General features: G+C 58.3%; 13 protein-coding genes and 2 pseudogenes. 4 read left to right on the top strand and 11 right to left on the bottom strand.

Going from position 1 to position 12515, the window contains the following annotated elements:
- The 8 genes and pseudogenes from solA to CPT76_RS04510 all read right to left on the bottom strand — a co-directional run.
- On the bottom strand, positions 1-1060 hold a 1060-nt coding region (gene solA / locus CPT76_RS04545), incomplete at its 3' end, for an N-methyl-L-tryptophan oxidase (protein ID WP_105442072.1).
- A gap of 2 nt (positions 1061-1062) precedes the next feature.
- Positions 1063-2241 carry a M20 peptidase aminoacylase family protein gene (locus tag CPT76_RS04540; RefSeq protein ID WP_105442071.1) on the bottom strand — a complete coding sequence of 393 codons (1179 nt, stop codon included), beginning with the start codon at positions 2239-2241 and terminating at the stop codon, positions 1063-1065.
- Between the two features lie 73 nt (positions 2242-2314).
- On the bottom strand, positions 2315-3331 hold the full coding sequence (locus CPT76_RS04535) for an LLM class flavin-dependent oxidoreductase (RefSeq protein WP_105442070.1): 1017 nt from the start codon (positions 3329-3331) through the stop codon (positions 2315-2317).
- A gap of 12 nt (positions 3332-3343) precedes the next feature.
- Positions 3344-4096, bottom strand: coding sequence for an amino acid ABC transporter ATP-binding protein (locus CPT76_RS04530; protein ID WP_105442069.1), 753 nt, complete (start codon positions 4094-4096; stop codon positions 3344-3346).
- Positions 4093-4803: an amino acid ABC transporter permease gene (locus CPT76_RS04525; RefSeq protein ID WP_076174989.1), complete on the bottom strand. Its 711-nt coding sequence runs from the start codon at positions 4801-4803 to the stop codon at positions 4093-4095. Before CPT76_RS04525 ends, CPT76_RS04530 begins: the two co-directional genes overlap by 4 nt.
- Positions 4800-5585 carry an amino acid ABC transporter permease gene (locus tag CPT76_RS04520; protein WP_105442068.1) on the bottom strand — a complete coding sequence of 262 codons (786 nt, stop codon included), beginning with the start codon at positions 5583-5585 and terminating at the stop codon, positions 4800-4802. Before CPT76_RS04520 ends, CPT76_RS04525 begins: the two co-directional genes overlap by 4 nt.
- A gap of 34 nt (positions 5586-5619) precedes the next feature.
- Positions 5620-6420, bottom strand: coding sequence for a transporter substrate-binding domain-containing protein (locus CPT76_RS04515; protein ID WP_374954607.1), 801 nt, complete (start codon positions 6418-6420; stop codon positions 5620-5622).
- A 154-nt stretch (positions 6421-6574) separates the two neighbouring features.
- A pseudogene (locus CPT76_RS04510) lies at positions 6575-7475 on the bottom strand (LysR family transcriptional regulator).
- A 352-nt stretch (positions 7476-7827) separates the two neighbouring features.
- Here CPT76_RS04510 and CPT76_RS04505 point away from each other — a divergent pair.
- Positions 7828-8367 (top strand): GNAT family N-acetyltransferase, encoded by a 540-nt coding sequence (locus tag CPT76_RS04505; protein WP_105442066.1) that lies wholly within the window; start codon positions 7828-7830, stop codon positions 8365-8367.
- Between the two features lie 99 nt (positions 8368-8466).
- Here the strand turns inward: CPT76_RS04505 and CPT76_RS04500 are convergent, their stop codons facing one another.
- The 3 genes from CPT76_RS04500 to CPT76_RS04490 form a co-directional block, all read right to left on the bottom strand.
- Positions 8467-9276, bottom strand: a complete 810-nt coding sequence (locus tag CPT76_RS04500; RefSeq protein WP_181152689.1) for a phosphotransferase family protein — start codon at positions 9274-9276, stop codon at positions 8467-8469.
- A gap of 369 nt (positions 9277-9645) precedes the next feature.
- Positions 9646-9825, bottom strand: a complete 180-nt coding sequence (locus CPT76_RS04495; protein ID WP_076175007.1) for an H-type small acid-soluble spore protein — start codon at positions 9823-9825, stop codon at positions 9646-9648.
- 143 nt (positions 9826-9968) lie between these two features.
- Positions 9969-10292, bottom strand: a complete 324-nt coding sequence (locus CPT76_RS04490) for a hypothetical protein (protein WP_105442064.1) — start codon at positions 10290-10292, stop codon at positions 9969-9971.
- A gap of 163 nt (positions 10293-10455) precedes the next feature.
- On the opposite strand from CPT76_RS04490, the gene ku reads away from it, so the two are divergent.
- From ku to CPT76_RS38920, 3 genes and pseudogenes are all read left to right on the top strand, one after another.
- Positions 10456-11364, top strand: coding sequence for a non-homologous end joining protein Ku (gene ku, locus CPT76_RS04485; RefSeq protein ID WP_105442063.1), 909 nt, complete (start codon positions 10456-10458; stop codon positions 11362-11364).
- A gap of 22 nt (positions 11365-11386) precedes the next feature.
- The gene (locus CPT76_RS04480; protein WP_105442062.1) at positions 11387-12328 is read left to right on the top strand and encodes an ATP-dependent DNA ligase; all 942 of its coding nucleotides are present in this window, start codon (positions 11387-11389) and stop codon (positions 12326-12328) included.
- 93 nt (positions 12329-12421) lie between these two features.
- Positions 12422-12515, top strand: a pseudogene (locus tag CPT76_RS38920) (non-homologous end-joining DNA ligase); the annotation flags it as partial.

Here is a 12515-nt window from a genome sequence, read left to right as displayed (position 1 = left end):
AGCAGGCTGCCGACCACGCTCGAAATTTAAAGCCATGCCCCGAAAATCCGCCCGCTGCCCACACTTGCGGGTGCTCTGGATGCCGGTCAATGATAAAGCCCTCGTCGGGCGACATTTCGTATTTACATACCACTCCCCGCTTCAACCGGCCCGAAGCTCCCGGCATGTAGGCATCCAAGGCGCGCCTCAAGTCGCCTTCGTCCTCGGGGAGCGAGCCAAAGGGTGCCAGCTCCTCGCCCGGCTGCCAGGCATGCCCGGTATCGTGCCGGCCGATTTTGAGCCCGGCCCCGCTGATGCTCGGAAAGCCGTAATAAGAGCCCTCCGGCGCATTCAGCGTAAACCCGGGAAACCGACCGTTATCGAAAGCAGGGGTGTTCGTCTCGAACCAGCCTACCGTTTTGCGGACGGCTCGAACCGGAAGGTTCACGAACGGGGACAGCGTGCCGAACCAGGCGCCGGCGCTCAGAACCGCGAACGAGGCATGGTAAGTGCCTTCCTTTGTCGACACAGTGACCCCGTCCTGATGCGCTTCGATGCCCCGGACCTTCGCGTAAGTCAGCAGCTCCGCCCCTTTGGAGAGAGCCAGCTTGCGGTAAGCTCCGACGCAGCGCTCGCTGTGCAGATATCCGGCGGCCGGCTCATACATCGCCTCGAACGAATCCGGCACGCGCAGCTCGGGCCAGCGTCTGCGGATCTCCGCCGCATCCAGCCATTCGGGATGAAGCCCATGCCGCTTGGCCAGCTCGATCCGTTCCCTGTAGGAATACAGGCCGCTGTCGGCGAGGTTCAGCACACCGGACTGGACGAGCAGCTTCGTCTCGGTCAAATCCTCGACTTCGTTCCAGAGTCGGTGCGCGCGGATCGCAATTTCCGTATAAACCGGATCGCCGCTGTAAGCGTGCCGGATCAGGCGCGGTTCCCCGTGGTGGCTCCCCTCCTCATGCGGCGGGTCAAACGCATCGATCAGCAGCGTCTTCACTCCGCGGCGGGCCAGGTAATACCCGGCGCTCATGCCGACCGAGCCCGCCCCTACGACAATGACGTCATACCATTTTCCCATGGCTATTTCGACGCACCCCCGTGGCCGAAATGCGCCAGGGCGTCTTCGGCTAACTGCGTAAAAAAGGCGACGCTGACCGGGAGCGCATTCTCATCCAGGTCAAAGGCGGGGTGATGCCATTCCTGCTTGCCGTTCGTCCCCATGAAGACAAACAACCCGGGAACGGCTTGCTGGTAGACGGCAAAATCTTCCCCGGCTGGCGAAGGAACCGGTACGATCGCCCGATATCCCGCCGCCTCGGCTGCGGCTGTGCCAAGCTCGGCCAGAGCAGGGTCGTTGTCCACCGGCGGCGGCCCTTCGATCCAGCGGACCCCGGCCGTGGTGCCAAAGGCTTCTGCCACGCCCCGGACGACCTGCTCGAACCGCGCCAGCACCTGCTCGCGCACCTGCTGGTCAAACGTGCGGATCGTGCCCTCCAGGAGCGCCTGCTCCGGAATGACGTTCCACGCCGTTCCGCTGTGCAGCTTCGTGACGCTGATCACCGCGCTGCTCAGGGAGCTGATGTTTCGGCTCACCACCGACTGCAGCGCCGTAATGATATGCGAAGCCGTCACGATCGGGTCCAGCCCGGCCTCCGGAACGGCCGCATGCGAGCCCTTCCCGGCGACTTCGACGACGAAGCCGTCGGCCGCCGCCATCAGCGGCCCTTCCTTGATGCCGATCGTCCCAACGGGAAGATCGGGTTTGTTGTGCATGCCGAAGATGGCCTGCACTCCTTCCAGCGCTCCGCTCCCGATGACCTGCTTCGCGCCCTTCGCCTTTTCTTCGGCCGGCTGGAAAATCAGCCGGATGGTGCCGCGAAGCCTGTCTTCACGGGCTTTCAGCGCGTACGCCGTCCCGATCAGGGCGGCGGTATGAAAATCATGCCCGCAGGCATGCATTCTGCCTTCTATCTCGGACGCGAACGGGAGTCCCGTCTCTTCCTGAATCGGAAGCGCGTCGATGTCCGCGCGCAGCGCGATGACCGGCCCGGGCTGCAGGCCGCCGACCTCGGCCACCACACCGGTGGCCAGCGGAAGGTCCAGGATCCGGATGCCTGCTTCGCTCAGCCAGCCCCGGATCCGGCGCGTCGTTTCATGCTCCTCGCCGGACAGCTCCGGAAAGCGGTGCAGCTCCCGGCGGATTTCGATCAAGCGGTCCACCCCCGCGGCGGAGGGGGTACGTACAGCATCGCTCGGCATGTCGCCATCCTCCTTTACTTGTGTCTAAGGGTACTTAGGCGGATTCGACTCGCGCCCTTCCCCGCTCCCAGCCTCAAGCTTCTGCCGGCACCTCGGCCAGCGCTTCCGCCAACAGTTCAAACGAACGGAGCCGCTTGTCGAAAGGCTGGATGTTGGTCGTTACGACGAACTCGTCGATCCCCGACGCCTGATGAAGCTCAAGCAGCTTCTCGCGAACGGTTTCCTTCGTGCCCTTCAGCACCGAGGGTTCCTGCTCCTCGACCGTATACGGCTCATTGGCCTGGCGGCCGAATTCCTCGGCCTGCTCCAGCGTACCGACCGTCAGCGTACGGCCGCTGGCGAGGTGAATCTTCACGAGCTTGTGGGATCCGGCCAGCTCGGCAGCTTCTTCCACGCTGTCCGCCACGACGACGGACAGCGCTACGATGACCTGCGGCCGGGTTCCGTGCGAATCGTCAAATGCGTCCCGATAGGCGCGGATGGCCGCCAGCGCGGTCGCTTCATCCCCGTTGATGAACAGGGAAAATACATAAGGCAGCCCCAAGCCGGCTGCGATCTCTGCGCTGCCTACGCTGGCGCCCAGCACGTACAGTTCAGGAGCCGTTTCCGGCAGCGGCGTGGCGCGCAGCCCGTGCAGCGGATGGTCCGCTTCCAACCGGTTGTGGAGGTACTTGCCCAGCTCCACGATTTTATCTGTCAGGGAAGCGGAATCCCCGGCTCCGCGCTGCAGCGCCTGTGTGCTCCGCGGCAGCCCTCCGGGCGCGCGGCCGATGCCGAGGTCGACCCGGCCCGGCGCCAGGGACGCCAGCACGTTGAAGTTCTCCGCCACCTTATACGGGCTGTAATGCTGCAGCATCACGCCGCCCGATCCGATGCGGATCGTTTGAGTTTTGGCCAGCAGGTAAGAAATCAGCACCTCCGGCGAAGAGCCGGCCACATGATCGGAGTCGTGATGCTCCGACACCCAGAACCGCCGGAACCCGAGCGCCTCGGATTTCTGGGCCAGCCGTATCGTATGCTCGAATGCCTCCGCTGAAGTCTCTCCGGGGTAAACCGGGCTTTGATCCAGAACGCTAATCGTAATGCTCATATGGCTCTCCTCCTAAATGCTGTAGTTCAGTTCCGGCGTAATCCGCTTCAGAAACTGCTTGGTCCGTTCCTCCCGGGGATGGTTGAACAGCTGGGCCGGCGGCCCTTCCTCCACGATGACTCCCCCGTCCATGAACACGACGTGGTTCGCCACCTCGCGGGCGAAGCCCATTTCATGCGTCACGACGATCATGGTGATGCCTTCCTTGGCAATCTTGCGGATGACCTCCAGCACTTCGCCAACGAGCTCGGGATCCAGCGCCGATGTCGGCTCGTCGAACAGGATGACCTCCGGTTCCAACGCCAGCGCCCGGGCGATGCCAACGCGCTGCTGCTGCCCGCCAGACAGCTGGCTCGGATAGGCGTCCAGCTTGCCCGCCAGCCCGACCTTCTCCAGGAGTGCCGCACTGCGCTTGCGCGCTTCGTCCTTCGGTATTTTTTTGACGATGACGAGTCCCTCCATCACGTTCTCGATCGCCGTCTTATGCTTGAACAGATTGTACTGCTGGAATACCATCGCCGTTTTTTGCCGGAGCGCGTGAATGTCCTTCTTTGCCGCATGCTCCGCGTTCATCCGGAAGTCGCCGATGGCAATCTCTCCACCGCTCGGCTTCTCCAGGTAGTTCACGCACCGCAGCAGCGTCGTTTTGCCAGAGCCGCTCGGCCCCAGAATGACGACGACTTCCCCTTTGTTCACGGTCAAATCAATCGATTTCAGCACCGGGTTCCGGCCAAAAGACTTGGATATATTCGTGAGCTTGATCATGCCACTCCCCCCCGATTGTACAGATTGATGCGTTTCTCCAGCAGCGCCGTCAGCCTTTCGATCAGAAGCGTCAGCCCCCAGAAAATAGCCGCAGCCGCCAGGTACGCTTCAAAGAACTTCCAGTTGGTCGACGCCACAATTTGCGCTTTGGCGTTAATGTCCACGACGGATACGGTAAAAGCGAGCGTCGAGCCATGCAGCATTCCGATCACCGAGTTCGACAGGTTCGGCAGGCTGACGGCCAGCGCTTGAGGCAGCACGATGCGGCGCAGCGCCTGCGGCGTCGTCATGCCGATGGAATAGGCGGCCTCCAGCTGACCGCGGTTCACGGCGAGAAGGCCGGAGCGAATCACCTCGGACATATAGGCCCCTGCCGTGATGGAGAAAGAGATGAAGGCAAAGCCGATCATCGGAATGGATGAGGATTTAAAGCCTAGGCCAAGAGCGGCGGATACCGCGTCAACGATGACCGGCAGCCCGAAATAGATGAGCAGCAGGTGCGTGAGCATCGGCGTACCGCGGATGAAGGTGACATAAGCCGTGGCGATCTGGCTGAGCACCGGGACTTTGTAGATGCGCACCACGGCTCCGATCAGCCCGATGATAAAACCGGCCGTCACAGAGACGGCGGTAATGAGAAGGGTGGTTGGTATGGCGGACAGCAGGTGGACAAAGGCGGTCCAAATAAACGTAACGTCGATTTTCACAGCTCAGCGCCTCCTTTTTCCGTTCCGATCCCTGCGACTACGCGCCGGTAGGACCCTTTCTTTTGGATCCGGAAGCCGGTGCGTGCCGGTGTATCCGGAAGCTCATGTCGCATGAGGCGGACCTCCATGGCCTTGAGCACCTTCTCCAGCGTAAAGCTCACAACCAGGTAGATGAGCGCCAAAGCGATGTAGGACTCGATAAAATGCTGGGTGACCGAACCGAGCGTCTGCGCTTTTCCCGTCATCTCCATCACGCCGAGCGTGAAGGCCAGCGACGTATCTTTCAGCAGGGCGATCACCAGGTTCGAGAATACCGGGACGGCGATCGCCAGCGCCTGGGGCAGAACGATCCGGGTAAACGCCTGACGGCCTGTCATCCCCACGGCATAAGCCGCCTCAAGCTGCCCTCGGTCCACCGCCATGACCGACGCCCGGATCATCTCCGACATGAAGGCCCCGGTGTGAAGACCGTACGTCAGGATGACAAACACGAGCACAGGCGCTTTTGACATGTCGATTCCGATGAGCTTCAGGATCTCCGGCAGTCCGTAGTAGAACAGGAACAGCTGGATCAGAATCGGCGTACCCCGAAAGAACGAGACGTACACCTGGGAGAACGTGCGTAGCGCCGGTATCCGGTACAGCCGAGGAAGGGCGATCAGAAAACCGACCAGCATCCCCACCACCAGCGAGCCTGCGACGATCAGCAAGGTGATGCCCAGCGTCGATGCCAGCTTCGGAAAAAAGCTGAACACAAATGAGAAATCGAACGGTGCACCCATATTACAACCTGCCCCCTTCCTGGTTTAATCCGGACTATTTATCCGCCGTAAAGTCGCTGCCGAGCCATTCCTTGCTCAGCTTGCCAAGCGTTCCGTCCTGCTTCAACTCCTTGATCGCCCCGTCGACCGCATCGGCCAGCTTCTGCTCTTCCGGATCGTCCTTGCGGAAGACGAACAGAATGTCATGCTCGGACAGATCGTCGCCAGTGCCTTTGAGCTTGCCCTGCGGGTCGATCAGCGGCAGCGAGAAGTCCGCTCCGATCGTCGCGTCCACCCGTCCGGTCGTAATTTGATTCACAGTATCGTTGGCGGCACCATTTTGATAGACAATTTGGATCGCATTATCATGTTCCTTGTTGTAGTTCTCAAGAATTTGGGCTTCCGCGCTTGTAGCGCCGGTTAACACCTTTTTGCCCTTCAGGTCGTCCAGCGAATGGATCGAATCGTTGTCCTTGGCGACGATGATCTTGTTTCTCCAGTGGGCGTACGGCTCTTTGTTAAAAAGGTACTTTTCCGTCCGCTCCGGGTTTTTCTCCATTTCATGCGCCACAAAATCGATCTTCTTCGTCTCCAGGCTGAGCAGCAGATTGGAAAATTCCTGCGTCTGAATATCGAACTCGTAGTCCGGCAGGCGCTTGTCGATCTCGCGCACCAGCTCTACGTCGAAGCCGGTCAGCTTTCCGTTCTCATCGATAAAGCAAATTTTCGGAAAGGCCGTGCCTGTGCCTACGACGATTTTTTTGACGGCTCCTCCTGCGGCGTTCGCCGCCGTATTCGCGGAGGTTTCCCCGCCCTTCGATCCGGATCCGCACCCGGCAATCACCCCTGCCAGCATGATCCCTGCAACGACTGCTAATGTTTTTCTCACGACCTCATCCCCTTTCGTATGGCTCCCGTTTTTCCTTGATTGATAATTCCTATAGATTTAGTAAGGATTATGTTGTCACTAACTTTACCGCGATTTGCACAACGCGTCTAATAGAGTTTTTCTATCCGATCATGTAATTCATTAATGGGACGGACGACTGCTTCAAATCCAGCAGAAATTCAAGGATATCCGTGTTCTCGCCGGTGAGCGAAATGAGGTTGGTCTGCAGGGAGACGCCTGCCGTTTCGGTGATGTCCACGGGAACGAGGCTGCCCCATCTCCTCCTCCTGCCTTGCGCAGAGGCCGGGAAGAAAGCAGATGCCCGCCCGCTCCAGGACGAGCTTCTTCGCCGTCTCGGAGTTGTCGACCTGATAGACGATGTTCGGCGGCTGATCCAGGCTTTCGAACACCCGGTGAATCCGCAGCCAGTCCAGGGAACCGCACTCGAAAAATACCAGCGTTTCGTGACGGATTTCCCGGATCGACGCCCGGCCGGCCGAGGCGAGACGGTGATCGGGGTAGACATACAGGCGAATGGGGTCTTCGTAAAAAGGATAGGACTGGAACGCCGGGTTCATCATTTTGCGAACGAAGGCCAGGTCGAGCTCCCCCGCAGACAGCTTGGCGGTCAGCTCGTCGGTCGGCGCCGTGGTCAGCTTGAATTTGATTTCGGGAAAACGCCGGGTCAGTCCCATCAGTAAATGGGGCATCAAATAATTGGATACAGAGACGGTGCTGCCGATCCGCAGTTCGTTGGGCATGGCCCGTTTGGATTGGAGGTGATGCTTGCCCTTCTGGTAGGTCTGGAGAATTTGCTGGGCATAGGGGAGAAACTGCTTGCCTTTTTCCGTCAGATGGATCTGTTTGCCCAGACGGTCGAACAGCCGGCAATCGAGCTCGCGTTCGAGCGATTGAATGCGCGCGGTGACTGTAGGCTGCGACAGGAACAGGACATCCGCCGCCTTGTTGAAGCTGCCGTAATGGTTGATGTACACAAAAGCCTCAATGTTTTCGATGTTCACGGTAACACCCCCGAAGTTTTATCACTCACTATTCCAATGAATTTAGGTGGTTTTAAACCTGAAAAAGGGTATAAATTATCCTTATCTTAGGCAGTTGGCAAATTATTGTCAATCGTTTATTTTCGTAGCAGGCTGTTCCTCTAGGATTAAAAAAGGCCGAAGTGACGCCCATATTCGGGCACGAAGGGATGTACTCGGGTCTGCCTTAGCGGCCATGGTGAAGCCTGAAAGCTTATAGATTTTTTTGATATCTGAATTAATTATTTTATTTTCCGATGTGAATAGTAGGTATTACCTGTTATACTTAGCTCACACCAAATTACCTGAATCCCTTCCAAAAGGAGTGAAAGCGATGAATCCAGAAGAATTGATCCTCCGGGACGCCAAGGATTCCGAACGCGAATTGATTGCCGAAGTGATGCTGGAATCCTATCAGCAGTATGCCTTTGATATGCCCCAGGAACGGTGGGAGCAGTACCGGGACTCCATCCGGAATTCCGTGTATGGAAATGCTCCATATGCCCGAATCGTTGCCGAAATCGACGGCAGGATCGTCGGAAGCGTCCAGATGTTCCTCTCCTCGGAAGCCGCTTACGGCAATCCGGAGATGGGGATTCACTCGCCAATCATCCGCCTCCTGGCCGTTCATCCTTCCGCGAGAGGACGCGGGGTGGCCACCGCGCTCATCCGGGAAGCGGCACGCCGTGCGCTGGAGCTTGGAGCCACGACGCTGAACCTCCACACTTCCGACATGATGGCCTCGGCCGTGAAGCTGTATGAGAAGCTCGGGTTCCAGCGGCACTACGAGACCGATACGACTAATGGGGAGACGCTGGTCAAAGGATACCGGATCGACGTTCCCGGTTCCCTGCTGCTTCAGAACGCGGTGTAGCCCTCATCACTTCCATACTTCCATAGAAAATACGAAAAGGCGGTCCGGCTGAAGCCGGAACCGCCCTTGCTGCTATATGCTGTTCCTAGTCCTACCAGATCATACCACAGATCCGTCCAATGCCTCGCGCACCAAAGCGAGCAGGTTGGCCTTCTCGGCTTCGGGAATCCATTCCGTCAGCCGGGCCGCCGCCACCGGCAACAGCCAGGCATCCACATCCGCTTGGCTGAGGCTCCCGCTTCCGATGTACTGCCGCGTATACTCCTTGACGAGCTCCTGCCTCATCCGGTCAAACTGCTTCACAGCTTCATCCGGCGTGCCGTCGGGCATGGTGCCCATTTGGAGCAGCACCAAGGTTCGGGCGACGTCTCCGGCCGGATTGCCGCGCATGCCCGTCATCCAGTCAATGACCCATTCCTTCTCTCCGAGAATGATGTTGTCCGGATGAAAATCCCCATGACACAGCTTCGATCCTTCCGGAAGCTGCATCAAATAGTCAACAATCCGTTCCTTCTCCTCTTCCGCCAAGGAAGGCGCATGCTGAATGCGGTTTTTCAGAACCGTCTTCTGATCCGGCAGACCGTGAATGTCCCGGGCATGCAGCTCCAGATGAAGCTTCGCCATCCGGGCTGCTTCTTCGTGCAAGATGTCCGGATTAACGGAAATAGCCTGGAGCATGGTGATGCCGGATGCCTGCTCGTAGACCACCCCAAAACGGGAGCCTTGCTCCGCGAGCCGAATCGGGCGGGGTGTCGTCACTCCCGTGTTATACACCTTCAAGCTGATTTGATATTCCTCTTCCGCCATGCCGCGCGGCATGCCTTCCCGGTACAGCTTCAGCACCTGGCCTGGCTGATAGGACAGAACCTCCGCCGTTCTGCCGGCAGCGACCACCGGACTTTCCCCCATATGTACACAGCTCCTCTCTGCCGCCCTGCTCCCTTTCCCTAAACCGATGAACATGGGCCGCTTGCAGGTCCATTGTACCTCACCCCCGCAGAGATGGATACGGGGATTTTGCGCTTGCGCCGCATTCGTGCTCACCGTCAGCAGCAGACGTAAGAAAAACGTCTATCGACGTACTTTCAAAGAAGACAGACCGCGTATAGAGGAAGTTTCTCTTGCGAGATCAGGAAGCAGAAGCTCCGAAACTTATACTTTCTGATCTCTTCAAAAAAGCCGCCAGGGCGGCAGTATTCCTCTCTGCAAGCCCGAGCGGCTTCCTTACATCCATCTTCTCCTTCCATCCCATAAGGATGACGGGAAATCAGGTCAGGTTTATCCTTCCTGTAGACGTTCCACATTCACCGTCTGGGTGTCGGTAGGCCGGGTGCCGACCTGAACCGTGGCCACCCCGTTGTCCACATCCACCTTTTCGATCCATACCGGTACCCCTTCCAGGTTTACGGGAATGGTGTCCTTAGCCTGATAAATATCCAGCGCGCGCTGAGCATCCATGTTGGTTTCAGCCTCCTGTGTAATAGAATCATAAGCTATCATTGTGCGCAGAACCTAGCATTCTTCGCTAGAGACCTGCCACTCTTCTGCATCTTTTACTTTGAAAATCTTAATTGCTTGTACATTTCAGCATGCCCGGGCTATCAGCCTTCCTCGGGATCTCCCTCTTGCGCAGGACCGATCATGCCCGGCTCAACGACGATCGTGTCGGTCGTGCTCGCCCCGATGTAGCCGTTGTCTGCCGTAATGTTACCGCCGCCCAATCCCTCGTTGACCATCCGGTCGATATCGAGCATATGGGTATCCAGCGATATATCCTCATCCGGAGAGGTTACGTTATGCCAGTTGACGTTGTCCGCATCGATATAATCCGAAGATTCGATCGCGTCTCTGGCCGCCTCGTAATTTTCGAGCGCTTCCAGCGTCAGCTCCTTGTCGTCGTCCGGGTCCTGTCTTCTGTCCTTCAACCTTGCTCCCTCCTCGCTTCAGCATGCATGTGGTCATGGGTTCAATATGCCCTGCAGGCAGCCAAATCATTCATTTTTTCCCTGGCCAAATCGGCGGCGGGCCTTATAGAAACGGGATATTTTCCCCATACTAGTAGGAAAAAGCGTTAAAGGAGCGATAACTATGCATACCGTCTGGAAGGGAGCGATCAGCTTCGGCCTGGTCCACGTCCCGGTGAAAATGTTCTCCGCCACGGAGGACAAGGATATTTCCATGAGGTACGTCCATAAAGAGTGCGGCAGCCCCCTCTCCTACGTCCGCAAATGCCCGGTCTGTGACGAGGAAGTGGGCTGGGAGGAAATCGCAAAGGGTTATGAATACGAGAAGGGAAAGTTCGTTTTGTTTGAAAAAGAGGAGCTCGAGCAGATTACCGAGCAGGCCAACAAGGCGATTGCCATCCTCGACTTTGTCGATCTGTCCGAAATCGATCCGATCTACTTCCAGAAGACGTATTACCTCGCTCCGGATCAGGCCGGGGGCAACGCTTACCAGCTGCTGAAAGAGGCGATGCAGCAGAGCGGCAAGATCGGGATCGCCAAAATCTCCATCCGCTCCAAGAGCAGCCTCGCGGCGATCCGCGTGCTGGATGAGTGCCTTGCGATAGAAACGATGTTCTACCCGGATGAAATCCGCCCGGTCTCCCAAGTGCCGAACCTTCCGGAAAATATCCAGGTCAACGATAAGGAGCTCGGCATGGCGCAAATGCTGATTGAGCAGCTCTCCACGCCGTTTGAGCCGAAAAAATACGGGGACGACTACCGCGAGCGCCTGCTCGATCTAATCGAGCATAAGGTGGCCGGCGAAGAGATCAAGATCGCTCCGGCGAAGCAGGAGACGAATGTGATCGACTTGATGGCCGCCCTGCAGGCCAGCATCGAAGCGGCCAAGCCTGTGGCGACCGACCCGGGTCCGGCCAAGAAGACCGCCAGGGGCAAAGCCAAAGCCAAGCCTGCGGAACCTGCCGCCGCTGCCGGCGAAGGGCCCAAACCGAAACGCCGCAAGACGGCCAAGAAAAACGAAACCGTCTCGTAACGGTTAGATCGGAGGATCATCGATGCCGCTTACCCCGATCGTCCCTTTCGAACCCGTCATGACGGACGCCCTCCCTTCCGGTGAGCAGTGGATCGCCCAGATCAAATGGGACGGTGTCCGGATGATCACCTATTACGACGGCGGGGAGGTCCAGCTTGTGAACCGCAAGGGGAACAACCGGACGCGCCAGTATCCAGAGCTGCTGGATATCGCTTCTTACTGCCGTGCCGATTCGGTCATTCTGGACGGCGAAATCATCGCTCTGGTAGACGGGGTGCCTTCCTTTCATCAGGTCATGAAACGGGACAGCCTCCGCGTAGAGCAGCAAATCAAAGCCCGTGTCCAGCAGGTGCCGATCGTCTATATGATCTTCGACATCCTGTATTATAACGGCCAATGGGTAACGGGACGGCCGCTGCGCGAGCGACAGCAGCTCCTGACGGAAACCGTGATCCCCAGCGGACACGTCCAGCTCGTGCCGAGCTATACGGACATCCCGCTGCTGCATGACGTGTCGGTCCAGCACCGGCTTGAAGGCATCGTCGTCAAAGACGTTAACAGCGTCTATGCCCTGGGCGGCAAGGACAAGCGGTGGCAGAAGCGGAAGAACATCCAGGACGTGAACGCCGTGGTCGGCGGGGTGACGTTCCGGGACGGCATCGTGAATGCGCTGCTGCTCGGCCTGTACGCCGACGACGGGAGCCTGGTCTATATCGGCCATGCCGGAACGGGCAAGCTGAAGGTGGCCGACTGGCGCAGCATCACCGAGCGGGTCGCGGACATGGCGGTGAAGGACCGTCCCTTCGTCAACCAGCCGGAGCGGCAGAAAGGGGCGGTCTGGATCCGTCCCGAGTGGGTGGTCAAGGTGAATTTCCTGGAATGGACGCCCGGCGGCACCCTGCGCCAGCCTAGTATTCAGGCGTTTGTCGATGTTCCCCCCGCGGACTGCCGGCTGGATCCGTAGCTTCCAAAGAATCACGGCGAGTTCTTATGCCCGTGACTTTCCATCATGCAGCTCAGAAATGGCATCCCGCCTAAAATGATTGGAGGTATCCGTATGCCGCGAACCGTGAAAGGCACGATTTCGATCGAGGGACAAGACATTCCCATCACCAATCCCGACAAGCCGCTGTGGCCGGAAATGGGCATTA

It is taken from the genome of Paenibacillus sp. AR247, from assembly GCF_002968895.1.
GTDB lineage: Bacteria > Bacillota > Bacilli > Paenibacillales > Paenibacillaceae > Paenibacillus_AQ > Paenibacillus_AQ favisporus.
Note: the sequence above shows the minus strand (reverse complement) of the source record. Positions and strands in the feature narration are given on the sequence as shown.

Bases quoted from the DNA above. Each gene is read 5' to 3' on its own strand.
- CPT76_RS04540 (WP_105442071.1), bottom strand. From the start codon at position 2,241: ATGCCGAGCGATGCTGTACGTACCCCCTCCGCCGCGGGGGTGGACCGC.
- CPT76_RS04535 (WP_105442070.1), bottom strand. From the start codon at position 3,331: ATGAGCATTACGATTAGCGTTCTGGATCAAAGCCCGGTTTACCCCGGA.
- CPT76_RS04530 (WP_105442069.1), bottom strand. From the start codon at position 4,096: ATGATCAAGCTCACGAATATATCCAAGTCTTTTGGCCGGAACCCGGTG.
- CPT76_RS04520 (WP_105442068.1), bottom strand. From the start codon at position 5,585: ATGGGTGCACCGTTCGATTTCTCATTTGTGTTCAGCTTTTTTCCGAAG.
- CPT76_RS04515 (WP_374954607.1), bottom strand. From the start codon at position 6,420: ATGCTGGCAGGGGTGATTGCCGGGTGCGGATCCGGATCGAAGGGCGGG.
- CPT76_RS04505 (WP_105442066.1), top strand. From the start codon at position 7,828: ATGAATCCAGAAGAATTGATCCTCCGGGACGCCAAGGATTCCGAACGC.
- CPT76_RS04500 (WP_181152689.1), bottom strand. From the start codon at position 9,276: ATGGGGGAAAGTCCGGTGGTCGCTGCCGGCAGAACGGCGGAGGTTCTG.
- CPT76_RS04495 (WP_076175007.1), bottom strand. From the start codon at position 9,825: ATGGATGCTCAGCGCGCGCTGGATATTTATCAGGCTAAGGACACCATT.
- ku (WP_105442063.1), top strand. From the start codon at position 10,456: ATGCATACCGTCTGGAAGGGAGCGATCAGCTTCGGCCTGGTCCACGTC.
- CPT76_RS04480 (WP_105442062.1), top strand. From the start codon at position 11,387: ATGCCGCTTACCCCGATCGTCCCTTTCGAACCCGTCATGACGGACGCC.